Here is a 23798-nt window from a genome sequence, read left to right as displayed (position 1 = left end):
CATGGCTCTTCATAAACGAGAAAATAGCAGTAACTGGTACTACCAATTTCAATTTAAAAATAAGAAGTATGTAGGCAGCACCGGTACTGCTAACAAGACTAAGGCACTTCAAGTTGAGCGTGAAATCCGCAATAAGGTGCACGGAGAGGTGTTCCTTGGACAAGCGGAGGAAATTACACTACAACATGCGGTCCTCAAATATCTTGAGACACGCAAACAGTTCTCATACTATCGCGGCATGGAGTCAATTTCGAGAAAGATGTTTGGGAGCAAACGCAATCCTAAGACTTTGAAAGACTACTCATGCTACGGACTGCCCTCTGACATCATGGCACACGAACTGCAGACTAAAGATATTGAGCGCCTGGTGGCACGACGTAAAGCGGTAGGCGACAAGCCGGCGACAATTAAGCACGAAGTCGGGCTGATTAGCTCGACGCTTCGGGAAATGCAAAAATTAGGCTATAGAGTCGCCCGTGATATCGTTTTCCCTCAATTGAAAACGTCATATCGATTGCGCTACCTTGATGCGAGTGATGAGGCTGCACTGTTGCGTGAACTTGATCCCCACAGTACTCGAAATGGCGTCAAATCTCTCGAGGAACGGACTTCAGAGATGAGGCGTAATGTTCAGGACAACTATGATCTCGTCATTATGCTGCTGGATACGGGCTGCCGCTACTCGGAGGTTGCTAACCTCCCTTGGTCACGAGTGGATCTTGACGCAGGCAGCCTGAGCATATACCGAAGTAAAGTAAACAATGAGGATATGCTGTACATGACAAGCAGGCTTAAGGAGGTCCTCTTGCGGCGTTTCGGTGAACGTCAGGCCAACGCCAGATACGTCTTCGAGAACAAGGCTGGGAAAGCCCGAGGTTATGCAGCGCAGGCTATCAAAAAAGCAATGGATCGAGCCGGGTTGAACGATCCCGAAGTAGTCCGCGAAAAGGGCGGCAAGGTGACGATGCACACCCTTCGCCACTCATATGCGAGCAAGCTCGTGAAAAATGGGATTAGCCTTTATGAGGTTTCGGTGCTTCTTGGGCACAGCGATTCCAAGATGACGCAACGTTATGCTCACCTCGCGCCGAATGATGCGAGTCGCAAAGCAGTTGGATTAATCGACTCTCTCCACGCTGTCTCCGATTAAACAGAGTATGCGCGTAATGCCAGATAGGCGTTACGCGCTATTTCGAGAAAGAACTGTCCCATTTCAGGTGCAGGTGACAGGTGCGGGTAAAATCGGAACCACCGGAATCGATAAGTTTTATTAAACGGCAGGAATCGCCTCAGTAAAATCTCCAAAATTCATCAGTAACCTGCATGCTCACTCCAGTTTCAATCGTAAATAGAAGAAACGACAATCGGAGAGAGATGTGCCAAAGTTACTTCACCATATCGACGAAATAGCGTGCCAACGACAGCATGATGTAATCTTCGTTGAGTTTCACCATTTCGGTTCAGAGCATCCACAGGACTATCTAACGAATGCGTCGCGAACGGCGATCGTCAACTGGCTAACAGATAACGGTATTCCGCATTGGGAGTGCAGCAGTTTGCCAAGTGGTTTTGGAAGTGTTCGATATCGCGGCGAAATCTATATCGATGTTCCGTACAATAGGGAAGATTCGTTGTATCTTAGGATTGAATCATTTCTCGAGAATCCTGACGGCACCATGCGGTTTAGAAACGCATTGTTCCGTGGCGTCACACTAAAGTCTTGTATGGCACACGCTCAATGTAAAATTTAGTTAAATTTTTTCTTAGTGCATCAACGGTCAGTTTATTATTCTAGGAATTTTTGAATTTTTAGCTCAACTTCAGAGGTATCTTTAAGTTCGCACTCCCATATAACTAATACCTTCCAACCCAAACTCGCTAATTTTTCTAGATGAGCTTCGTCCCTTGCCCGTGTGCGCATTAATTTTGGGTGCCAGTATGTTACTTTTGAATTAGGAATTCTTCCAGCACGGCAGTTTTGATGAAAATGCCAAAAGCAACCATGCACGAAAATTATTTTTCGTTTGGAAGAGAATACAATGTCAGGGGTTCCGGGGAGCTTTTTTACGTGAATACGATACCGGTAACCTAATCGATAGATCATCCGACGTATTGTCAGTTCCGGACGCGTATTTGCTGAGCGAATACGCTTCATGTTTTCACTTCTCTGAGCAGATGTTACGGTATCACCCATTATTAGCTCTAGTGGTCATTCCGAGAAATCGAATCTTGTTAGCCTCAAGGCTAGAAAAAATGTCTCTTTTAAGAAAGTTTCATCTATGGACTGACGGCACGCTTAGAACTCTATCTGAGGGGTTCATAGGAAATTTCAATAGAATAAAACTGTAAATTAAGTGCTAATTCAATTTCCATTCGGTTATTGAAAATCGATTAATGTTTCCCTAAAGAATATTTGTCCGCGAGGCTTCTAGCTTGCTGCGTTGGCGATTGGATCAGCGCTGGGAATTGTGTTGGCGCCTAGATGCGTAGGCTACTTGTCAACATCCAAAAATCGTGTATGCTGTATGAATGTACAGTAGTTGTGAGGTTTCGCAACCTAGTGACGGGCCTAGAAGTGCAAGATCTAAAGGTCTGCTTCAGGTGGCAGTGGTTCCTCTTGACCTGCATGAAGGAAATGCTCATCATGATGAACCTTAAAATTTTGGACGATTTCTCCGGAAATCGTGGCATTAATAACAAGGTTGACTTGGCGTATATTACTTCGGCAACCGATTCTAATTTCGATGATATTTCAATGAAAAACGACACTCAGCCGCAAGATTTAGTCAAGCGCCAGCGTACATGTATTGACTTGTTTGCTGGTGCTGGCGGATTAAGTACTGGTCTAGAACTGGCAGGGTTTGATGTGTTGTTTGCAAACGAAATAATGCCTGCATACGCTGAATCGCTTGCACTTAATCATCCAAATAGCCAAGTATGTGTGAATGATATTCGATCGGTTTCTCCGCATGACATTCGGATGTCGCTGGGTTTGGAGGTTGGTGCGCTTGACCTGATTGCCGGTGGGCCTCCATGTCAAGGGTTTAGCATTAACGCACCTGTAAGATCCAGTGATGATCGACGGAATCACTTGTTTTTGAACTATTTGGATTTTGTAAAAGAATTTTTCCCGAAAGTTGTGCTCATTGAAAATGTGCCGGGAATGGTTTCGTACGAAGGCGGAGATACAATTAACGCGATTATGAGTAGTTTGCGTGGATTGGGGTACAAGCCTGAGGTTCGCGTGCTATATGCTCCACATTATGGGGTTCCCCAGATGCGTTGGCGTACTATTTTCCTGGCAACTCGGTTAGATGTTTCGCCGCAAGCGCTGTATCCGATTCCGTCACATTTGTCTAAAGGACGCCCGAATTTCACAACAAAGCTCGATGGGAATAGTCTGATTTTTTCGGACGAATATGTCGCAAGCAATGCGGTCCATTCTCATACTACCGTATGGGATGCCATCGGTGACTTGCCTGAGCTTGAAAATGGTGGCGGTGCGCCGCTAATGGATTACTCTAAGCCTGCTGAGAGCGGGTACCAAGACCTTTTGCGGACAGGATCTAAATGTTTGACTAGCCATCAAGCCGCAAATCTTGGGCCGGCTAATACGGTGCGTCTACCTTTTATTCCGCCAGGGGGGTCGTGGCGAGATATTCCGCATGATTTGCTGCCAAAGGGCATGCAGCGAGCAAAGCGGTCCGATCATACTAAGAGATATGGTCGTCTTGAACCTCAAGGAATCGCAAGTACGATCTTGACGAAATGTGACCCTCATTGGGGGGCATACATCCACCCAACCCAACATAGGATCCTGAGTGTGCGAGAAGCCGCCCGTTTACAATCTTTTCCGGATCGGGTGCGATTTTGCGGATCGTTGTCCGAGCAGTACGAACAAGTTGGCAATGCGGTGCCGCCTCTTTTTGCGAGAGCTATTGGAAATCAGATCCAGAGCGTTCTCAATCGGATAGATGACGGTGAAACTGTACCTTCCTCCTTCGCAGGGAGATGTTCCCAAACTGAGCTTGCACTTATTTCATAATCGAGCAAAGTAAGCTGTCTAACAACGCCGGAGCGTCGCTTCCGGTGTTGTGACTAAATGCTTCTTTAATATCCGCAAGACGATGGTGTGCGGTGCGAACCAAATTTAAGTCTCGATGTGTGCCAAATTGCGATTCTGCTGCAAGGGCATATGTCATTATAGAGACCACGTTCTTAGAGTGTTGGCTTACAGTCGCAATTTCTCCTAAGACTTCTTCGAACTTTTTGTAGACAATGTCAGGTAGGATGAAATAGAAGCCAACGCAGCGTTCGCTTTCTTGGTAAATATTTCCTTTTCTGATTATTTGTGGAATGAGTCGTTTATGGACGTTTGCCCAATTCAACCCATGTCCTGAATCTGGGATAATAGTCACTGCTTTTCCAAGAGCATAATTTGAATAGGCCTCATGAGTTTCGCGATAGTTTCCGGTTATATCGATGCTTTGCACTTCGATCCCAACGAAATCTTCTGGCCTAAGCCCATAACTGGTCTTCGTGTATCGCTGCAGGATCCAGTCCATGCTCATCTGTCCATTGGAAGTTACACCTATTTCTCTTCCTGAGTTTTTTCCAAATGCGATAACTATATTGTTTGAGCGCGAACGTTGAGCTGCTAATTTAAGCTGCTCCAAAGTCCCGCCGATAATCACATCAGGATGAAGATGTCCCCAAACTTCATTTGCCACGGCTCTAATGGTTGCGTAATTGTTGGCATACAACCGATTGGGGCAAATGATGATATCTTGGTCAGCTGTTCGCTGAATTCCATTTGACACTGAACAGGTACCATAAACTAATGAATTGTCATGATTAGTTTTGGTACACTGATGCTTGACGAAGGGGCAAGTTTGTGTCATCCAATGATGAGAAGCAAGAGGGCTGCGATCGTTTGGAGCGAAGCCAAAAATTTCTACAATGTCTCTCTTAGATGCGCGCATTTATCTGCTCTACTTGTGCCTGTTGTTCGTGGCATAAGTCTAGCAGAGCAACATGTCCTGAGGAAAATATTTTTGTTGACTTTTAACCACATGTGTTATGCAACTAAGGTAGCGAATACAGATTCGCGTATTCACAAGACATCACACGTTCGAAGATGCGGCCATCTCATTTCCGATCACACTGTCCAGCTTGAGAAGTTGTCAACAACGCTCAAACGCGCGTAGAATGCAGGCAACGCGGGTGTAGCTCAATGGTAGAGCTGAAGCTTCCCAAGCTTATGACGAGGGTTCGATTCCCTTCACCCGCTCCAGCGCCACGGCCCACGCGCCGCTTCCCGCCTTTTTGAATTCCCTCACACACACCGCACATCTGTCTTGCCACGGGCTGCTTTGACACGCCTTCGGCAAACGGCACGTATTTACCGTGGTATTTTTGCACGAAGATATACATAGGCAATTTTCGTTGATAAGATGATCATTTATTGCCTAAGTTCATCTCATGCAGAACGTCCGCCTTCAGCACATCGATGTATGGCGTTTTTTTGCCATCTTCCTGGTACTGCTCAGCCACGTCGTCGCCCATAGCCATCCCTGGTACAGGGACGCGTTTCCCGGCTTGCTGTGGCGCCTGGAGCCGAACGGCGTGGTCGGTGTAAAAATCTTTTTCTGTATCAGCGGCTTCGTCATCTGCCGCGGCCTGATGCGTGAGGACCGCACCAACGGGAGCATCTCGATGCGCGGCTTCTTCATCCGGCGGGCATACCGGATCTTGCCGCCGCTGGGCGCGTTTATCCTGGCCGTCGCCGTGCTCACGGCATTCGGTCTGTACCAGACGACGGGGGCGCAGTTTTCGCAGGCGGCCCTGTTTCTCTGCAATATCAAGCCGCTCGGCAGCTGTGGCTGGGCCTTGGGCCATACCTGGAGCCTGGCGTACGAAGAACAGTTTTACCTGATCTTCCCGCTGCTGGTCGCTTCGCTGGGCATCATCCGCCAGCGCCAGCGTCTGCTCTCGATCCTGGCCGGAATGGTCGTGCTGTTCCTGCTCGCGATCCTGGCCGACCACATGTCTTTCCTCGGCTTTTACCTCAACAATTTCATCTACCTGATGGCCGGGTGCGCGTGCGCGCTGTATTGGGACGAACTGCAGCCGCGCCTGAACCGGCTGCCCTTGTGGGCATGGCTGCTCGCGGCCTTTTCGCTGGTGGGACTGAATGCGGTCGGCTTGCCCTGGGCTGTCCGCATCTACGTCTACCCGATCGTGTTTCCGATCCTGGTCTGCATCGCCGTCTTCGGCACGCCGATTCAACGGCCGTCCGTCCAGGCCGTGTTCCTGCATCCGGTGCTGGCGTACCTGGGGCGCATGTCCTACGGCATCTACCTGTGGCAGCAGCTCGCGACCGAAGATTACGGTTTCAGTTCTCCGGCAACGACGCTCTTCCTGATCGGCCTGAGCATCGTGCTGGCGCATTATTCGTTCAAGTATTTCGAGCTGCCGCTAATCGAACTCGGCGCAAGAAAATCGGCAGCGGCACAGGTACCCGCAACGCCGGCCGCCGCCAATCAGGTCGACGACGACCTGGAAGAAGACATGCCGCGCAGCGCGGGGTGAGCGCTCTGCAAGGGGCAAAGATCGGATGCAAACATGTCGCCGGCTGCTGCGAAATTGAGACAAATTGTCAATTAAGCAAAAACAATTGTATCATTACAACTTTTTCGTGGCGTCCATGAGCCGTAGCTGGCAAACTTAGTTTCAATTGTCTTTAGTCTGCTGCTCGTAGTGTCTGGTAGCAAATGAACGCAAACGCAAGCGTGCCGGGTCTGGTACGGAAGTTTCACCCTGCCTTTTGCTATTCATACTGCATATTTTTGACGTTTGGCTTGCCCGCCTCAATTGCGCAAACGTCGTTGTGCAAGTCGGATTTATTCAGTTACTGGCGCTATTTGCAACGCCTTGCATGTAAAGCAGCAATAAACCCATTATCTATTTTTATTTGTAGATTTTTAAATGCTTAAAAAAAACATAGCCGAGAGCCTGAAAGAATTTCAAGAGGCCGGCGCATACAAGCCTCTACTGCTTTTATTGTTGTTGGGTGATCTTGTTTTTGTGATCATTCACGTTTTTCACAAGTTGACCCAGCACTTCGCTAATGCTTTGTCCCATGTTGGGATGGATAGCGGACATGCTGCGTTTTACCAAAGCTTGAATAGCGGCTGGCTTCAACAGCTGACGCCATATCTCGCGAATCCGATGTTCAACATTGAAATGGACAACGGATTTGCCGAGACTTACCAGCACTTCAAGTTTGCTACGATCATCCTGCTGTTCACTTATTTGTGCCTCAAGAGAAATATTTGGTCGTTTGTTCCCTGGGTTCTGTTGTTTGCGTATTTTCTGCTGGACGATGCCTTCCAACTGCACGAAAGGCTGGGTTCCGTCATCGCTTCGGGACTCTCCATGCCCTCCTATTTCGGACTGCGCAAGCAGGATTTAGGGGAGTTGAGCGTGACAGCAGCGGCCGGACTGCTGATCCTGCCCTCATTATTGTTGGCTTACTACTGGGGACGCCCGGCGCTCAGAAAGATTTTCCATAACCTGGGCTTGCTGTTGGTCTTGCTGGTGGCGTTTGGTGTCGGCGTCGACATGGTGCACGTCGTGTTCATGAACCATTCGCTCATCAGTCCGATTCTCGCTTTGGTCGAGGACGGCGGAGAGATGCTCGCAATTAGCCTGTTCGTCTGGTATGTATTCTCGTTGACGAAGCGACGCCTGGATATCAAAGTGGCTGTCCGCCAACTGGCGCCAGCTCCTCTCCTGGATGCTTGCGAAGTTCCAGGTTGAATGCATGAGACATGTCCGCTCCGACCAGCATGTGGCGCGGCATGTCTGAATAGTGTCTTGAAGCGGGGCGGCTTCCGGTCTAGAAGGGCAAAGGATCGTCCTTCCCCGGCGCCGGCAGGGAGATGTCGATTTCCTGGAAATGCAGCTGCTCCAGCTGCAGCAAGGCCAGCAGCTCTCCCGTCTGGAAAGGCGCATAGGCCCGGAAGCCATTCGCCTCGATCGACACCAGCATGACCGGCAGGGCCGGAAAATACTCCGCCACTTTCTTTAGCACCGGCTCCGCCGCGCCCTTCACCGTGTACGCCGTATCGACGATCGCCACGGCGATGGGCGAGCCGTGCGGCGCGAATTCCGTTACCTGGATCAGCATCAGATGCGGTCGCTTTCCTTGCGCACGACCCGGCCGATGACCAGGCACAGGTCGCCTTCGCAGGCGCGGCGGTAATAGGTGCGCTGGTCCGGATTGTCCGAGGCCAGCCACCAGCGCCCGCCGTCCTTCTGCATGCGTTTCACTACCGGCTCACCGTTGAAATTGACGGCAAATACCTCGCCGTCCGCCGGCTTGCGGTCGGCCGTGTTGATGACGACGATATCGTCCTCATACAAGGTTGGCTCCATGCTCTCGCCCTTGACCAGAATGGCGATCAACTTGGAGGGATTCAGGCGCTTGCGCTCGATCCAGTCGCGCCGCATGCCGACCGTGCCGCCATCGTGGAATTCCGGCTCCGTCTGGAAGCCGGTAACCCCGGCCGACAGGCGCAGTTTGACCATCGGCACCTGAATAAACGTGTCGTCGTTGGTGTCGGACACCACCACGCGCATGGCGCCCGGGAACAGGGCGCTTGGGTCCGTACCCTGCAGGCCGGCGATGATCGCGTGCGGCAGGCTCTTGCCGGTGATCTTGGCGATTGCCAGCAATTGCTGCAGGCTGGGGCTGTGCTTTTCGTTCTCCCAGTGAGAAATATTCGCCTTGGTATGGCCGCGCGCCGTGCCCAGCTCGAAGGCCAGCTTCGTCCCCAGGGCTTCGCCCGACAGGCCGGCATCGCGCCGCGCCTCCTTGATCCAGTTGGCAATCATCGTTTTTGCTTCCATCGTGAAATTGTATAGCAACTCGCTTCACGCAAGTATAGAAATTCTTAACTAAAAAGTATAGTATTACTATACCGATTGAGTTATCTCAATGACAGCTGAAGGAGGAGGCAGGCAATGAAACGGCACATCTTTGAAATCTCGAGCATTCTGGGCGCGATCACCGCCGTCGGTTCCGCGATGACGCTTGAGCGGGTGGGGATGGCGTTCGGCATCCTGACGGGACTGACGACCTGCATCCTCAACGTGTTCTATATGCTGAGGAAAGATGCGCGCGAGCAGCGCCAGGCCGAGCTGGCCATGCGCGAGACCGAAGCGCGGCTGGCGGCGCTGAAGGGAAAGGAGTCGAACGGTTGATGCGTCGGCACGATTGAATCCTCATCCAAACTGTGGTGACATGGCGTCTCAGCCGATCAGTCACGTTTGTGGGAGCGATCATGGAGCACTCTACCGAACGCAGGAAGCTGTTGCACGCCATGCTCGCGGGCGCCGGCTGCGCCGTGTGCAGGCCGTTGCCGGCGGCGTCCGCTGCGCTCCTCACGCGCCCGATTCCCTCGTCAGGCGAGCCGCTCCCCGTCGTCGGCCTCGGCAGCTGGATCACCTTCAATGTCGGCGACGATCCCGCCGCGCGCGCCAGATGCACGCAAGTCGTGCAAGCCTTCCTGGCGGGCGGCGGACGCCTGATCGATTCGTCTCCGATGTACGGTTCGGCCCAGGCCGTCATCGGCCACGCCCTTGCGCAACTGAAGCAGCCGAAGACCTTGTTCTCGGCCGACAAGGTCTGGATCGGTTCGGGCGAGCGCGGCCCGGCCCAGATCGACAGCTCGCGCCGCCTGTGGGGCGTGCCGCGCTTCGACCTGCTGCAAGTACATAATTTGCTGGCCTGGGAAGAGCACCTGCGTACCCTGCAGCAGATGAAAGCGGCGGGCCGCCTGCGCTACGTCGGCATCACCACTTCCGAAGGCCGCAGGCATGGCGAGCTGATAAAAATCATGGAAACCCAGCCGCTCGATTTCGTGCAGGTCAGCTACAACGTGCTCGATAGGGAGATTGAAAACCGCATCCTGCCGCTGGCGCGCGAGAGAAAAATCGGCGTCATCGTCAACCGGCCCTTCCGCCAGGGAGACTTGACCGAGGCGCTGGCCGGCAAGCCCCTGCCAGGCTGGGCCGCCGAGATCGGCTGCACGAGCTGGGCGCAGGCGCTGCTGAAATTCATCGTCGCCGAGCCGGGCGTGAGCTGCGCCATTCCCGCCACCTCCAATCCGCTTCATGCGCGCGAGAACATGCTGGCCTCGCAAGGAGCGATGCCCGACGCGGCCCTGCGCCGGCGCATCGCTGCAGATGTGGCGCGGCTGACATGAGCGAGTGGTGGACTTACCGTTTGTCGGACTTGCTGATGTTCTCGAAGGCGACCTATTTTCGTCTGTTCGAACTGCAGAACCTGGCGCTGTGGCCTTTTCAACTGCTTGCGCTGGGCATCGGCATCGCGCTCCTGATCTGCCTGGTGCAAGGTGGCGCGCGGTCAGGGCGAACAGCGGCGCTGCTGCTGGCGCTGGCCTGGCTGCACGTCGCCTGGAATTATTTTGAGCAGCGCTATGCGACGATCAACACCGGCGCACCGTATTTTGCGCTCGGCTTCGCGCTGCAGGCCGTGCTGTTGCTCTGGCTGGCCAGCAGGAAGAAGGAGCCGCGGCTGGTGGAGCCTGCCGGGACGCTCGGCAAGCTGGGGCTGGCGATTGCCGTGATCGCGCTGCTCGGCTATCCACTGCTGGCGCCGCTGGGCGGGCGTCCATGGACTGGCGCGGAACTGTTCGGCCTGGCGCCCGATCCGACCGTGGCCCTGAGCTTGTCCGCCTTGCTGCTGTGGCGATCAGGCCCGCTGCTGTGGATCGTGCCGCTGTTGTGGTGCGCGATCAGTACGGCGACGCTGGTGGAGTTGCGTGCCGGCCAGGCCTGGGTGTTGCCGGTGCTGGCGGCGCTGGCGGCGGGCGCCAGGCTACTCACGGCGGTGCGGGGCGGCCGCGGCTGAGGCTTACGAGCCCAGCAGGTTCCCCGCCCGGAACCCCGTCGTCCCCGCAATCTTGCAGACATGCATGCCGCGCAGCAGGTGACGGTGCGCCGTGCTGGCAAACAGGACGCCGGCGTGCTTCGGCCGGACCGGGGTCACCTTGCCCGTCACCGGGTTGACGATCTCGGCCACCGCTTCCTCGGCCTCGACCTTGTCGCCCAGTTGTTTCAGGAAGACCAGCACACCCGAGTGGGGCGCGGACAGGGGCTCGACCGCCTCCAGCGGCGTCGGCACGCACAGCGGCTCGGGCAGCGGAGTGATCGGAATGTCGAGCACGCCGTTGCGGGCCAGGTATTGCAACAAGGCCTCGGCGTCGGGGCGGGCCAGCTCGTAGCGCACGTCGTTCTCTCCGCGCAGTTCCACCGTGATGGCGATGCCGGCCGGCGGAATCGCGACCTCCGGGCCGAAGTGTTCGGCCAGGTCCCACCACAGGCGGCTGCAGGCTTCATCGAAGGGTTCGCCGCCGGATTCGCGCGCCAGCAGCACGGCGTGGGCGCCCATCAGGGTGGCCAGCGGCTGCACGGCTTCGGCCAGCGGTTCGCCGGCGTACATATGCAGCACCGCCTCGTTATCGCAATGCAGGTCGAGCATGATGTCGGCGTCGATCGCCATCGACAATAGAATCTTTTTCAGCAGGCCGCCGCTGGTGGTGGGCGCCCATTGCTCGAGCGACGCGCGCGCGTGCTCGCGGATCAGGGCGACGTTGGCTGCGGCATCCTTGCCCAGCTTGCCGGCCAGCGACCCCTTGAGGTCGTCGGCGACGTGTTTATAGGCACGGTTGAAATTTACGCCGGTCGAGAGGTCGTAGCGGCCGAAGGGTGTGCCGTGGATGGTCTGCGACAGGCCGATCGGGTTGGCCGCCGGCACCAGGATGATCTCGCCTTTAATGCGGCCTTCGGCGTCGAGCCGGTCCAGTTCCTGGCGCAGGAAATGGGCGACCAGCATCGCCGGCACCTCGTCGGCGTGGAGCGAGGCCTGGATGTAGACCTTCTTGCCGCTGCCCGGCGTACCGTAGTGAAAGGAGGTCAGCTGGAAAGTGGCGACGTTGTCTTCGATTGCGATCGGGTGTTTGGTCGAATGCATGGTCAAGCCTTGGCGAATGCGTGTCTAAAACCCGATTATGGCGCAGATTGCCTGAATGACCACACGCGGCTGGGGCGGGCTGTTCCGGCAGGGCGGTAGGCTATAATGTCCGCCGTTCTCTCCTCTTACCCACATTCCCATGTCCGAAGACACGCCCAACAACGGCCCGGCCCGTACGATGCTTTACGACCCTACCGAACACCGCATCCGCAGTTTCGTCACCCGCGCCGGCCGGCTGTCGACGGGGCAGGCGCGCGCGTTCGAGGAATTCGGACCGCAGTTCCTGGTCGAGTACAAGAAAGAAACGCTCGACTACGCGGCCGCCTTCGGACGCCAGGCGCCGACCATCTTCGAGATCGGCTTCGGCATGGGCGACACCACGGCGCATATCGCGCGCCAGATGCCCGATAAAAATTTCATCGGCGTCGAAGTGCACACGCCGGGCGTGGGCAGCTTGTTGAAACAGATCGGCGAGCAGGGCATCACGAACTTGCGCCTGATCCAGCACGATGCCTTCGAGGTGTTGAATCACATGATTGCCGACGGCTCGCTGGACGGTTTTCATATCTATTTCCCGGATCCCTGGCACAAGGCGCGCCACAACAAACGCCGCCTGATTCAGCCGGCGTTCGTGAAGCTGCTCTGCCAGAAGCTGGCACCAGGCGGCTATATCCACCTGGCGACCGACTGGGAAGACTACGCGGTGCAGATGCTGGAAGTGCTGAGCGCGGAGCCGATGCTGTCGAATACGGCGGAAGGGTATGCGCCGCAGCCGGCGTATCGGCCGCTGACCAAGTTCGAGAACCGTGGCCTCAAGTTGGGGCACGGGGTGTGGGACCTGGTGTTCACCAAGAAGTAAGAGGCTATTGTGCTGTTCACGCGATGTGTGCAGCAGGACGTAAGGTGGGCGGGTCTCCGCCCACGCGTTCAACGAACGCAGACAAGCCACGGAGCGGGCCCGGTAACGTGATCTGAACGCGTGGGCGGGGGACCCGCCCACCTTACGGGTATGCCAAATCCGCCAGAGAGTATTTAAACTGCCCGTGGCCGGCGCGCAAAGATCCCGAAGCACAGGATGATGGCGTAGCACACTGCCGGCACGATCAAGGCCATTTTCAGGCCGACGCTATCCGCCGCATGCCCCGTGATCAAGGGCACGATCGCCCCGCCCACGATCGCCATGCAGATCAGCCCCGAGCCCTCCGCTGCGCGTTCCCCGAGCCCCTCGCAGGCCAGCGAGAAAATGGTCGGGAACATGATCGAATTGAACAGTCCCACTGCCAGCAGCGCCCAGCCCGACACCATCCCCGTCGTATTCGCCGACACGATCAAGAGCGTGATCGTCATGCCGGCCGCGCAGGCCAGCACTTTACCGGGCGAGAACATGCGCAGCAGGGCTGCACCGATGAAGCGGCCGACCATCGCGCCGCCCCAGTACAGGGGCACGTGCTTGCCGGCCGCTTCCGCGTCCAGGCCGAGTACGTTCGCTTCCATCAGGTAATTGACGATCAGCGAACCGACTGCCACCTCGGCGCCTACGTACAGGAAGATGCAGGCCGCGCCGAAGGCAAAACGTGGTTGGCGCAGCAGCTCGAAGGCGCGCAGCATGCTGACTTTCGGCGCCTTCGTTTCCACCAGCTTCTTGCGGTTATGCCAGACCAGCGCCGCCACGATGCTCAGCGCAATAGCCAGGCCGATATAGGTGTGCACGACGACGCGCGTCTCGGCGGCGCGGTAGGCATCGAGCGCCACGCCGGACAGGGTGCTTGGATCGATGGTGGCGAGCGAACCCAGAATCAGGATCGCGCCGACATACGGAAACACGGTCGTGCCCAGCGAATTGAAAGCCTGGGCAAAGGTCAGGCGGCTGTGCGCGGTTTGGGGAGCGCCCAGCAGCGAAATCAGGGGATTGGCGACCACCTGCACGATCGTGATGCCAGAGGCCAGCACGAACAGCGCGACCAGGAAGGTGGCGAACACGCCGGACGATGATGCCGGAATGAAGAGCAGGCAACCCGCCGTCATGGTCAGCAGGCCGACGACGGCAGTGCGCATGTAGCCGACGCGGCGCACGATGGCGGCCGCGGGAATCGACACGATGAAGTAGGCGGCGAAGAAAGCCGACTGCACCAGCATCGCCTGGGCATAGCTGAGCGTGAACAGGTCCTTGAGCTTGGGGATGATGACGTCGTTCAGGCTGGTGATGCCGCCGAAGATGAAGAACAGCGCGAAGACGAAGGTCTGCAGGCTGCCGGCATTCGCCGGCACGGTAGGGGTCGATGAAGCGGCCGCGGGGGAATCGATGTGCATGTTAGTAAGTGAATCGCGCCGCGGCAGGGTGCTACAGCATTTCGTTGATGATATCGACGATCTCGTCGCCGTAGGAAACCAGTTTCTTTTCGCCGACGCCAGACACGCCGCGCAACTGCTCGAGCGAAGTCGGTTTGACCTTGGCGATCTCGCGCAGCGTCGCATCCTGGAACACGACATAGGCCGGCACGCCGTGGGTGCGCGCGGCGCCCATGCGCCAGGAACGCAGGCGCTCGAACAGGGCTTGTTCGGATTTCGACAGCTCCATTTCCTCGTAGCCTTTGGACGAGGAGGAGGTAAAGGCGCGCTTCGGCTTGACCGGCTTCTGGTACTGGCGCAGCTGCACCTTCTGCCCGCCTTTGAGTACCGGCCGCGCGGCGTCGGTCAGTTTTAATGAACTGTAGGCATCGTGGTCGACCGTCACCAGCCCGAGGGCAATGGTCTGGCGGACGATGGCGCGCCATTCCTGCTCGCTGCGATCGTTGCCGATGCCGAACACGGAGAGGGAATCGTGGTGCCATTGGCTGATGCGGTCGGTCTGCACGCCGCGCAGCACGTCGATCACGTGGCCGGCAGCAAAACGCTGGTCGACGCGGTAGATCGCCGATAGCAGCTTTTGGACTGGCACCGTGGCGTCAAAGGAGACCGGCGGAATCAGGCAGGTATCGCAATTGCCGCAGGGACCGGAGCGCTCGCCGAAATAGTCGAGCAGGCGCATGCGCCGGCAGGACAGGGTCTCGCACAGCCCCAGCATGGCATCGAGCTTCATCGACAGCACGCGTTTAAACGTTTCGTCGGCTTCGGACTCGTCGATCATGCGGCGCTGCAAGACCACGTCCTGCAAACCGTAGGCCATCCAGGCGCTGGCCGGCATGCCGTCGCGGCCGGCGCGGCCCGTCTCCTGGTAATAGCCCTCGATACTTTTCGGCAGATCCAGGTGGCAGACGAAACGCACGTCCGGCTTGTCGATGCCCATGCCGAAGGCGATGGTCGCCACCATCACGATGTTTTCTTCGCGCAGGAACTTGGCTTGGTTGTCGGCGCGTTTCGCGTGTTCCATGCCGGCGTGGTAGGCCATGGCGCGGATGCCGTTTTCGTTGAGGAAGTCGGCCGTCTCCTCGACCTTCTTGCGCGACAGGCAGTAAACGATGCCGGAGTCGCCCGGATGTTCGGTGGTAATGAAATCGAGCAGCTGCTTGCGTCCAGTCGTCTTTTCGACGATCGAATAACGGATGTTCGGGCGGTCGAAGGAGGAAACGAACTGGCGCGCGTCATCGAGTTGCAGGCGGTGTGCGATCTCATCGCGGGTCTGCTGGTCGGCGGTGGCCGTGAGGGCAATGCGCGGCACGTTGGGAAACTGCTCGTGCAGGATCGACAGCCGGATGTATTCGGGCCGGAAATCGTGACCCCATTGCGAGACGCAGTGGGCCTCGTCGATTGCGAACAGCGAGATGCGCGAATCGAGGAACAGGTCGAGGCAGCGCTGCGTCATCAGGCGCTCGGGCGCGACGTAGACGAGGTCGATCTCGCCGGTACGTACCAGGCGCTCGATGCGCAGGGTTTCCTCGAAGGTCTGGGTCGAGTTCAGGAAGGCGGCGCGCACGCCCACTTCTTCCAATGCATCGACCTGGTCCTGCATCAGCGCGATCAGCGGTGACACGACCACGCCGACCCCGTCGCGCAGCAGCGCCGGGATCTGGTAGCACAGCGACTTGCCGCCGCCGGTCGGCATCAGGACCAGGGCATCGCCGCCCCTGGCCACGTGATTGACGATGTCGGCCTGCTGCCCGCGGAAAGCGGGATAGCCGAAGACGGTCTGCAGCAGGTGCAGCGCGCGCGCTTCGACGTCGTGGCCGGTGTCGTGAACGATGGGTTCGATGTTCATCGGGTTGCTTTCGGGCTCATTCCGCCCAGTTCACCAGTCCGTAATGGGCGGTGACGAGGACGATCACGCCGAACACGATACGGTACCAGGCGAAGATCGTGAAGTCGTGCGAACTGATGTAACGCAGGAGCCAGCGCACGCACAGGAAAGCCGACACGAAGGCGGCAAGTCCTCCGACAGCGAACATCGGCAAATCGGCCATCGACAGCAGCGCGCGTTCCTTGTAGACGGAATAGACGGTCGCGGACAGCAAGGTTGGAATGGCAAGGAAAAAGGAAAATTCGGTGGCGGCCTTGCGCGACAGACCGAATAGCATGCCGCCAATAATGGTCGCGCCGGAACGGCTGGTGCCGGGGATCAGGGCAAAGGCCTGGGCGCAGCCGACCTTCAAGGCATCGAGCAGCGTCATCTCGTCGACGGTCTCGATACGCGACGCGTGCGGCATGCCTTGCTGCTTTTCCTGGCCCTTGGGACGACGCTCGACCCACAGGATCACCAGGCCGCCGATGATGAAGGCGAGCGCGACCGGCACCGGCTTGAACAGATGCTCCTTGATCGCGTGCGCGAAGACCAGGCCGAGCAGGGCGGCCGGCAGGAAGGCGACGATCAGGTTGACGATGAATTTCTGCTGGCGGCGCTCGGTAAACATTCCACTCAGCACGCGCGCGATGCGCTCGCGGTATTCCCAGATCACGGCCAGCATGGCGCCGGCCTGGATCGCGATCTCGAACACCTTGACTTTTTCGCCCGTGAACTCGAGCAGGCTGCCCGCCAGGATCAGGTGGCCGGTAGAGGAGATCGGCAGAAATTCCGTGAAGCCCTCGACCAGGCCCATGATGATCGCCTTGATGGCGAGAAGAATGTCCATGAATTCTTTAACGTAGTAGCTGGGGAAGCGGGTGGAGAAGCTGCGCGGGGCTGAAGCTTACCACGAGCGGGGGGTGTGCCGCTGAGCCCGGAGGCAATGGCGCAGCTATTTTCTGCCCTTAAACTTGCCCAATTAGTATGTTTCTGTTGCGAACGCACCGTGAACACGATAGCGCGGCAAAGTATGTCCATGGCGCCGATTCGCGTGCTAGACTGATTTCATGATTCACTCTGCCGTACGACGATGAGTATTGTTGCAATCCTGGTCTTGCTGGCGGTTGCATGGTCCGCCCTTGCCATCGGACAGATTCCCAATCCCTTCCGTGCACGCACTTCCCAGGCCCGCCTGTGGCGCCGCGCTTTCCCCTCGGCCACCAAGCGCCAGATCGGCGAATTCCTCTCCCTGTTTGCCGACGCCTTTTCCTTCCGCGCTACTGAAACCCAAAAGTTCCGCCCTGACGATCAATTGATCGGCGTGTATCGCGCACTGAATCCGGCCAAGTGGATTCCGGATGCGAACGAAATCGAGCGTCTGGCGAAGGAATTGCGCAAGCGCTATGGCGTGGCCTTGGGCGACATCTGGGATGAGCGCATGACCCTGGGTGCCTTGTTTGCTCAGGTGCAGCAGAGCAAACATCGGGTGCTCGCCGTTTAGTGGGGCTGTTGCCTGTGGCGCTATCGGTGTGCCGTATCCGCGTGGGCATGCCCACCCTACGGATGAAGCCGGCGGTTCGGCCTGCGGCCTCTAATATAGCGGGACGCGACGCTTTCCGTAGGGTAGGCATGCCCACGCGGATTCAACGCACACCATTAGCGCGGCAGGCGACAGCCCTACTAACAAGCTAAGCCGGCGCCGTCGCCCGCTCCAGCTCATTCAGCCAGCGAATCGCCTGCTCGCGATTCTCCCCGCACATTTCCAATGACGGCTGCAAGCCGCCGCAAAACGCCGGCCGCTCGGGTTTGCCGAACACGCGGCAACGGTTATCGTCGTCCAGTTGCACGCAGCGCACGCCGGCCGGCTTGCCGTTGGGCATGCCAGGAAGCGGGCTGGTGATCGAAGGGGCGGTGCAGCAGGCACCGCAGTGGTCGCGGCAATTCATTGGACGAAACAGGAAGGGGGACCGCGCAGTATACCGCTCTCTACCGGCCACTACCACCGTCACGCGGCGAAAGCGGGCGCTGCCACGTAAGCAGTGGACGAACCCTGCTTGACTACCCCCGAGCCCGGGTCTATATTCGATGACTTAATACTAAGTTGTCGGACAGAAGCATGGAATGCCCCATTGACACCAAGCCGCGCTGGGAGCGCCGCAAGGATGCTCGTCCACAAGAGCTGCTGGCCGCCGCCATCGACCTGTTCGTCGAGCGCGGCTTTGCGTCCACTCGCCTGGAGGATGTCGCGCGCCGCGCCGGCGTCTCGAAGGGCACCTTGTACCTGTATTTCGAGAACAAGGAAGAATTGTTCAAGGCCGTGGTGCGTACCAGCATCGTGCCTGTCGTGGCCGAGGCCGAGTCCTCGATCGCCGGTTTCGATGGCCACAGCGCCGACCTGCTGCGCAAGGTGCTGATGGACTGGTGGGAACGGATCGGCGCCAATAAAGTGTCGGGCATCGGCAAGCTGGTCATGGCGGAGGCGGGTAATTTCCCGGAACTGGCCAAGTTTTACCAGGAAGAAGTCATCAGCCGCGGCACCCGCATGTTCTCCAGCATGCTCGAGCGCGGCGTCACACGTGGCGAGTTCCGCGACATCAATATCACCCAGATGACCCAGGTGCTGATCGCGCCGATGCTCATGCTCGTCACCTGGAAGCATTCGGTCGGTCCCTGCGAGCGCGGCGACCTCGAACCCCAGGCTTTCCTGAACACCTTCCTCGACATGGCCCTGCACGGCCTGCTTCCCGCAACGCCCCCGGCGGCCTGACGGCTCATCGCTATGGCGCCGGTTTCCCGGCGTTCACCCCCTCCAAACTGCAGACTGTCGCAATTTCGCCTTATCTGGATAGCATCCCGATAAGATGTGCGTCCAGAGGCAGTCAACGATAAAATACGGGATTATTTCCTTTCCGCCGAGTACCAAGATGAATATCGAACAAGCCCGCTTCAACATGATCGAACAGCAGATCCGTCCCTGGAACGTGCTGGACCAGGACGTGCTCGACCTGCTGCACGTGGTCAAGCGCGAACAGTTCGTGCCGCAGGGCTACCAGAACCTGGCGTTCGCCGACGTCGAGATCCCGCTGCCGGGCGGCGAGGCAATGTTCAATCCGAAGATCGAAGCGCGCATCCTGCAGGAATTGAACCTCAAAAAACACGAGAACGTGCTGGAAGTCGGCGCGGGCTCAGGCTACATGGCGGCCCTGATGGCGCACCAGGCGCGTCACGTGACGACGGTCGAGATCTCGCCGGAAATCAAGGCGCTGGCCGAACAGAATCTCCAGAAAGCCGGCATCAGCAATGTCAGCGTGGTCGAAGGCAATGGCGCCAACGGCTGGGAAAAGGATGCGCCGTATGACGTGATCGTCATCTCGGGCGCCCTCGAGAACCTGCCGGAGACCTTCCTCAAGCAATTGAAGGTCGGTGGCCGCATCGCCGCCATCGTCGGCAATGCGCCGGCCATGCAGTGCGTGCTGGTGACGCGCGTTTCGGAAGCGGCTTACGACACCGTGACCGTGTTCGAGACCAACGTCAAGCAGCTGACGGGCGCGCCGGCCGTCTCGCGCTTCACCTTCTGAGGCGACGAGCATGCAACACATGACCGCGCCGGAGCTGGCGCAGCGCCTGGCGGATGAATCGAAGCCGCGTCCGCTCCTGCTCGACGTGCGCGAGAACTGGGAATTCGAGACCTGCCACATCGCAGGCTCGACCCAGATCCCGATGCACCTGGTCCCGATCCGCGCCGGCGAACTGCCGGACGATCAGGACATCGTCTGCATCTGCCACCACGGTGCGCGCAGCATGCAGGTGGCAGCTTTCCTCGAACGTAACGGGTTCGAGAACGTAACGAATTTGACGGGCGGAATACACGCCTGGGCCGTGCAGGTCGATCCGGCGATGCCGAAGTATTGACCTGTTTTCCAAAACCTTGATGACTCCGACGGAGACCATAATGCAGAAACCCCTCATCGCCGTGCTGCTGGCCAGCGCTTTCGTGTCGCTCAATGCGCATGCGATCGACCTGATCCAGGTGTACCAGCAGGCCCTGGCCAACGACGCCACCTTCGCCGGCGCCCGCGCTTCGCTCGCGGCCGGCCGGGAACGCGTACCCCAGGGGCGGGCGGGGTTGCTGCCGACGGTCGGCCTGTCGGGTTCCTACGGCAAGAACGACAGCGATGTCTCGCAGTTCAGCGTGGCGCAGAACGGTTTCATTGCCGGCGGTTCCAACCTGCGCAGCAACCAGTACACGCTGGCGCTGAGCCAGCCGCTGTTCCGCTGGGACCGCTGGCAGACCTACGAACAAAGCAAGCTGGCGCAATCGATTGCCGAAGCCCAGTTCGCGCAGGCCCAGCAAGACCTGATCACGCGCGTGGCGCAAGCTTATTTCGACGTGCTGTCGGCCCAAGACACGCTGGAATCGACCCGCGCGCAAAAGACCGCCGTGACCGAGCAGCTGGCGTCGGCCAAGCGCAACTTCGAAGTCGGCACCCAGACCATCACCGATACGCACGAAGCGCAAGCCGCGTATGACTTGGTGGTGGCGCAGGAATTCGCCGCCGTGAACGACCTGGACAACAAGCGCAGCGCGCTGCAGGCGATCATCGGCGCCGAACCGGGCACGCTGGCGCCGCTGCAGACCGGCATCACGCTGGCGCCGCCGAACCCGGCCACCGTCGACCAGTGGGTGTCCTCGGCCGAAAACCAGAATTACGGCGTCACGGCGGCGCAACTGTCGGTCGAATCGGCCAAGCGGGAGATTTCGAAGAGCCGCGCCGGCCACCTGCCGACCCTGGACCTGGTCGCCAGCTCCTCGCGCACCGACGTGTCCGGGCGCAGCGCCGGTTCGGGCGACACCCGCAACAACGCCATCGGCGTGCAGTGGACGGTGCCGATCTTCAGCGGCTTCGGCGTGAGCAGCCGCGTGCGCGAAACCATCGCGCTGGAAGACAAGGCTCGTAACGACCTGGAAGCGACGCGCCGCAACGCGGCCCTGCAGGCGCGCCAGGCCTTCCTCGGCGTGAACAGCGGCCTGGCGCAAGTGAAAGCGCTGCAGGCGGCCGAGGTGTCGAGCCAGTCGGCCCTCGAATCGAACAAGCTGGGTTACCAGGTCGGCGTGCGCATCAACATCGACGTGCTGAACGCGCAGCGCCAGCTGTATTCGACCCGCACCGACCTGGCCCGCGCCCGCTACAACACGATCCTGAACGGCCTGCGCCTGAAGGCCGCGTCGGGCTCGCTGCGCGAAGCAGACCTGGTACCGGTGAACAACCTGCTGCAAAAGTAAGCTTGCACATAAAATTTGCATCCTGAGCCCAGGAGGCAAATAAACGACGGCGCCTCTCCAGGCGCCGTTTTCATTGCGCGCTCACTTGCGCGGCCGCAGCAAGCCGAGACCGCTGTTCGTGCGCACTGCGATTGCGCCGTCATCCGCCACCGCCAGCGCCGCCACCAGCCTTATCCCCGCCGGCAAGTCCTTGACGCGCTGGTTGAGGTCGACCGGGCCATAGCCCGGGCCCCAGGCGACCGCACGTTGGCCGGCCATCCCTTGCGCCGACCCGACCACCAATCCGCCGGCATTGATCGCATAGGCTTCGGAAGCGCGGCCGTCCTTCAGCGTGCCCAGGCTGCGCAGGGTCGTGCCGTCGTGCAGGAAGGCGATCCGGTGCTCGTCGGCATAGTCCACATAGCCGACGACGTGGCCGGCGTCGTTGATCGCGCGTGGTTCCGAACCCTGGCTGCCGGGCAGCAGGCCGAGATCGAGGCGGGTACCGGTGCCGGCGTCGTAACGGAAAGCCCGCCGCACGTTATCGGCATTGTTCGTGCTGACGGCGACCTGGCCGACCTCGTTGATGTCGATCGCCGCCGAACCCAGGCCGGGCACACCGATGTCCTGGATCGGCGCGCCGGTACGGGCGTCATACAGGAAGGCGTGCAGCGCGGTATTGCCCGGGATGCTGGCGACACCGACCACTTGGCCGACCGCGTTCATGTCGGTCGCCGCCGAGGCTTCCCCGCCGAAGGTGCCGAGGTCGCGCATCGTCTTGCCGTCGTAATAGAAGGCGTGCAACTCGCCGGCGGGAGTGACCGCCCAGCCCGCCACCTTGCCGCAGGTGGTGATCGCACTGCCCCAGGAGGGGGCGTCGCCCGGTGCGCTGAGGTCGTGCAGGCTGCCGTTATACAGGAAGGCATGCCGTATGCCATCGGACCCGGTCGCTGCCCACCCGGTCACCTGACCGCAGCGGTTGATCGCCTGGGCGCTGGAAGCATTGCCTCCAAAACTGCCGAGGTCGATGTTGGCCGTGCCGTCATAGAAAAAGGCGTGGCTGACGCCCGCAGCGTCGACCGAGGTACCGGCTACCAGTCCACCGTTCGCGATGCCCTGGCGCTCGACCGATCCAAAGCTAATGCCGGGCAGGCCGAGCTCGGTGAAATCGTAGAGCGGACCGAGATCGACGGGCGGCGCCGGAGGCGGCGGCGGTACCGGGTTGCCCGGTTGCGGCGGGGCGGGAGGGTGCCCACCACCGCCACCGCCGCCGCAGGCGCTCAGCAGGGTCGCCAGCGCAAAAGCCGCCGCCGATGGGATCAGGCTGGATAGATGGGATGACTTTCCTGAACGGGAACCGAACATGGCGCGCCTCCATTGACGAGTTGGTAGTTCAGTCTAGGACCGGCTGCGCGGCCGCGTTTCATCATTGAAGAGTTTGCTTGGCGCCGGTCAAACTCATCGTTGACGACATGCAATGACAAGCTGGAGAAGCTTCTCCAAAGAAAAACGGCGCCGCAGCGCCGTCTTGTGATGCGATCAGGGGCTCAGGCCTGCCGCTTGCGCCACTCGATCAGTTCGGCAATCGTCAGGATCGGGAAGCCACGCTCCTCGGCGAAGCGCTCGATCGCTTCGCCGCGCATCATGGTGCCGTCCGGGTTCATCAGTTCGCACAGCACGGCGGCCGGTTGCAGGCCTGCCATGATGGCGAGGTCGACGGAACCCTCGGTATGGCCGGCGCGGGCCAGCACACCGCCCGGCGTGGCGCGCAGCGGAAACATGTGGCCGGGACTGACCAGGTGCTCCGGCCTGGCATCCGGCGCGGTGGCGGCGCGCACGGTCGTGACCCGGTCCTGGGCCGAGACGCCGGTGCTGATGCCCTCGCGCGCCTCGATCGAGACCGTGAACGGCGTGCCGTAGCGGCTGCCGTTTTCGACCGTCATCGGCGGCAGTTCCAGGCTGCGCACCTTGTCGGCCGACAGGCACAGGCAGACGATGCCGCTACATTCGCGGATCATCAACGCCATCGTTTCGACCGTCAATTTTTCGGCGGCGACGATCAGGTCGGCTTCGTTCTCGCGGTCGAAGTCGTCGAGCAGGATGACGGGAATCCCCGCCCGGGTTGCGGCCAGTGCGGCTTCGATGCGGCCGTCCAGGTCGGGACTGTAGAGAGTGTAGGTGTTGACTAACATGTGAGACGCTCCTCGCGGTAAGTTGGCGAAAAACGCATCAGGGCAAGCGAAGGCACGCAGGAGTAC

The 23798-nt window shown here is 58.8% G+C and carries 24 protein-coding genes and 1 tRNA gene; 14 read left to right on the top strand and 11 right to left on the bottom strand.

All coding sequences use genetic code 11. The annotated features are described in order from the left end of the window. Position 1: 1 nt before the first annotated feature. Entirely contained in the window at positions 2-1150 is a 1149-nt protein-coding gene (locus ACFPQ5_RS19835) for a tyrosine-type recombinase/integrase (RefSeq protein ID WP_379759814.1), read from the top strand. Between the two features lie 636 nt (positions 1151-1786). Here the strand turns inward: ACFPQ5_RS19835 and ACFPQ5_RS19830 are convergent. Continuing rightward, a complete protein-coding gene (locus ACFPQ5_RS19830; protein ID WP_379759811.1) occupies positions 1787-2194 on the bottom strand; it encodes a very short patch repair endonuclease in 408 nt (135 codons plus the stop codon). A 450-nt stretch (positions 2195-2644) separates the two neighbouring features. On the opposite strand from ACFPQ5_RS19830, the gene ACFPQ5_RS19825 reads away from it, so the two are divergent. After that, complete coding sequence (locus tag ACFPQ5_RS19825) at positions 2645-4045, top strand: DNA cytosine methyltransferase (RefSeq protein WP_379759808.1); 1401 nt, start codon at positions 2645-2647, stop codon at positions 4043-4045. On the opposite strand, the gene ACFPQ5_RS19820 is transcribed toward ACFPQ5_RS19825, so the two are convergent. Continuing rightward, complete coding sequence (locus ACFPQ5_RS19820) at positions 4035-4982, bottom strand: NotI family restriction endonuclease (RefSeq protein WP_379759805.1); 948 nt, start codon at positions 4980-4982, stop codon at positions 4035-4037. The genes ACFPQ5_RS19825 and ACFPQ5_RS19820 overlap by 11 nt on opposite strands. A 237-nt stretch (positions 4983-5219) precedes the next feature. On the opposite strand from ACFPQ5_RS19820, the gene ACFPQ5_RS19815 reads away from it, so the two are divergent. From ACFPQ5_RS19815 to ACFPQ5_RS19805, 3 genes are all read left to right on the top strand, one after another. Next, positions 5220-5293, top strand: a tRNA-Gly gene (locus ACFPQ5_RS19815). A 188-nt stretch (positions 5294-5481) separates the two neighbouring features. Next, positions 5482-6591: an acyltransferase family protein gene (locus ACFPQ5_RS19810; RefSeq protein ID WP_379759802.1), complete on the top strand. Its 1110-nt coding sequence runs from the start codon at positions 5482-5484 to the stop codon at positions 6589-6591. Positions 6592-6987: 396 nt separating this feature from the next. Continuing rightward, entirely contained in the window at positions 6988-7821 is an 834-nt protein-coding gene (locus ACFPQ5_RS19805; RefSeq protein WP_379759799.1) for a hypothetical protein, read from the top strand. Between the two features lie 79 nt (positions 7822-7900). Here the strand turns inward: ACFPQ5_RS19805 and ACFPQ5_RS19800 are convergent, their stop codons facing one another. Both ACFPQ5_RS19800 and ACFPQ5_RS19795 read right to left on the bottom strand, forming a co-directional pair. Beyond that, on the bottom strand, positions 7901-8191 hold the full coding sequence (locus tag ACFPQ5_RS19800) for a hypothetical protein (RefSeq protein WP_379759796.1): 291 nt from the start codon (positions 8189-8191) through the stop codon (positions 7901-7903). Continuing rightward, positions 8191-8898 carry a S24 family peptidase gene (locus ACFPQ5_RS19795; protein WP_379759793.1) on the bottom strand — a complete coding sequence of 236 codons (708 nt, stop codon included), beginning with the start codon at positions 8896-8898 and terminating at the stop codon, positions 8191-8193. The genes ACFPQ5_RS19800 and ACFPQ5_RS19795 overlap by 1 nt, the downstream gene beginning before the upstream one ends. 129 nt (positions 8899-9027) lie before the next feature. On the opposite strand from ACFPQ5_RS19795, the gene ACFPQ5_RS19790 reads away from it, so the two are divergent. From ACFPQ5_RS19790 to ACFPQ5_RS19780, 3 genes are all read left to right on the top strand, one after another. Continuing rightward, entirely contained in the window at positions 9028-9267 is a 240-nt protein-coding gene (locus tag ACFPQ5_RS19790) for a hypothetical protein (protein WP_379759790.1), read from the top strand. A gap of 80 nt (positions 9268-9347) precedes the next feature. After that, positions 9348-10271 carry an aldo/keto reductase gene (locus tag ACFPQ5_RS19785; RefSeq protein WP_379759787.1) on the top strand — a complete coding sequence of 308 codons (924 nt, stop codon included), beginning with the start codon at positions 9348-9350 and terminating at the stop codon, positions 10269-10271. Next, positions 10268-10939 carry a DUF6064 family protein gene (locus tag ACFPQ5_RS19780; RefSeq protein WP_379759784.1) on the top strand — a complete coding sequence of 224 codons (672 nt, stop codon included), beginning with the start codon at positions 10268-10270 and terminating at the stop codon, positions 10937-10939. Before ACFPQ5_RS19785 ends, ACFPQ5_RS19780 begins: the two co-directional genes overlap by 4 nt. 3 nt (positions 10940-10942) lie before the next feature. On the opposite strand, the gene ACFPQ5_RS19775 is transcribed toward ACFPQ5_RS19780, so the two are convergent. Next, positions 10943-12061, bottom strand: a complete 1119-nt coding sequence (locus tag ACFPQ5_RS19775) for a succinylglutamate desuccinylase/aspartoacylase family protein (RefSeq protein ID WP_379759781.1) — start codon at positions 12059-12061, stop codon at positions 10943-10945. 178 nt (positions 12062-12239) lie between these two features. On the opposite strand from ACFPQ5_RS19775, the gene trmB reads away from it, so the two are divergent. Then, positions 12240-12920 carry a tRNA (guanosine(46)-N7)-methyltransferase TrmB gene (trmB, locus tag ACFPQ5_RS19770; protein ID WP_379759778.1) on the top strand — a complete coding sequence of 227 codons (681 nt, stop codon included), beginning with the start codon at positions 12240-12242 and terminating at the stop codon, positions 12918-12920. 173 nt (positions 12921-13093) lie between these two features. On the opposite strand, the gene ACFPQ5_RS19765 is transcribed toward trmB, so the two are convergent. The 3 genes from ACFPQ5_RS19765 to ACFPQ5_RS19755 are packed head-to-tail and all read right to left on the bottom strand — an operon-like array spanning position 13094 to position 17124. Further along, the gene (locus tag ACFPQ5_RS19765) at positions 13094-14371 is read right to left on the bottom strand and encodes a sugar MFS transporter (protein ID WP_379759774.1); all 1278 of its coding nucleotides are present in this window, start codon (positions 14369-14371) and stop codon (positions 13094-13096) included. Between the two features lie 31 nt (positions 14372-14402). Further along, positions 14403-16256, bottom strand: a complete 1854-nt coding sequence (recQ, locus tag ACFPQ5_RS19760; RefSeq protein ID WP_379759771.1) for a DNA helicase RecQ — start codon at positions 16254-16256, stop codon at positions 14403-14405. A gap of 16 nt (positions 16257-16272) precedes the next feature. Beyond that, positions 16273-17124 (bottom strand): undecaprenyl-diphosphate phosphatase, encoded by an 852-nt coding sequence (locus ACFPQ5_RS19755; protein ID WP_379759768.1) that lies wholly within the window; start codon positions 17122-17124, stop codon positions 16273-16275. A 243-nt stretch (positions 17125-17367) separates the two neighbouring features. On the opposite strand from ACFPQ5_RS19755, the gene ACFPQ5_RS19750 reads away from it, so the two are divergent. Continuing rightward, a complete protein-coding gene (locus tag ACFPQ5_RS19750; RefSeq protein ID WP_379759766.1) occupies positions 17368-17778 on the top strand; it encodes a hypothetical protein in 411 nt (136 codons plus the stop codon). A 187-nt stretch (positions 17779-17965) separates the two neighbouring features. On the opposite strand, the gene ACFPQ5_RS19745 is transcribed toward ACFPQ5_RS19750, so the two are convergent. Beyond that, positions 17966-18223 (bottom strand): YkgJ family cysteine cluster protein, encoded by a 258-nt coding sequence (locus ACFPQ5_RS19745; protein WP_379759763.1) that lies wholly within the window; start codon positions 18221-18223, stop codon positions 17966-17968. Between the two features lie 170 nt (positions 18224-18393). On the opposite strand from ACFPQ5_RS19745, the gene ACFPQ5_RS19740 reads away from it, so the two are divergent. From ACFPQ5_RS19740 to ACFPQ5_RS19725, 4 genes are all read left to right on the top strand, one after another. Next, positions 18394-19044: a TetR/AcrR family transcriptional regulator gene (locus ACFPQ5_RS19740; protein WP_379759755.1), complete on the top strand. Its 651-nt coding sequence runs from the start codon at positions 18394-18396 to the stop codon at positions 19042-19044. Between the two features lie 157 nt (positions 19045-19201). Then, entirely contained in the window at positions 19202-19855 is a 654-nt protein-coding gene (locus tag ACFPQ5_RS19735) for a protein-L-isoaspartate O-methyltransferase family protein (RefSeq protein WP_379759752.1), read from the top strand. Positions 19856-19865: 10 nt separating this feature from the next. Further along, entirely contained in the window at positions 19866-20189 is a 324-nt protein-coding gene (locus ACFPQ5_RS19730) for a rhodanese-like domain-containing protein (RefSeq protein WP_136221883.1), read from the top strand. Between the two features lie 40 nt (positions 20190-20229). Then, the gene (locus ACFPQ5_RS19725; RefSeq protein ID WP_379759748.1) at positions 20230-21561 is read left to right on the top strand and encodes a TolC family outer membrane protein; all 1332 of its coding nucleotides are present in this window, start codon (positions 20230-20232) and stop codon (positions 21559-21561) included. Between the two features lie 81 nt (positions 21562-21642). Here ACFPQ5_RS19725 and ACFPQ5_RS19720 read toward each other — a convergent pair whose 3' ends face one another. Together ACFPQ5_RS19720 and ribB are read right to left on the bottom strand one after the other, a co-directional pair. Next, positions 21643-22905 carry a hypothetical protein gene (locus ACFPQ5_RS19720; RefSeq protein ID WP_379759745.1) on the bottom strand — a complete coding sequence of 421 codons (1263 nt, stop codon included), beginning with the start codon at positions 22903-22905 and terminating at the stop codon, positions 21643-21645. A gap of 182 nt (positions 22906-23087) precedes the next feature. Next, positions 23088-23732, bottom strand: a complete 645-nt coding sequence (ribB, locus tag ACFPQ5_RS19715; protein WP_379759742.1) for a 3,4-dihydroxy-2-butanone-4-phosphate synthase — start codon at positions 23730-23732, stop codon at positions 23088-23090. Positions 23733-23798: the final 66 nt, after the last annotated feature.

Source organism: Massilia suwonensis (assembly GCF_042655665.1).
GTDB classification, from domain to species: domain Bacteria; phylum Pseudomonadota; class Gammaproteobacteria; order Burkholderiales; family Burkholderiaceae_D; genus Telluria; species Telluria suwonensis.
Note: the sequence above shows the minus strand (reverse complement) of the source record. Positions and strands in the feature narration are given on the sequence as shown.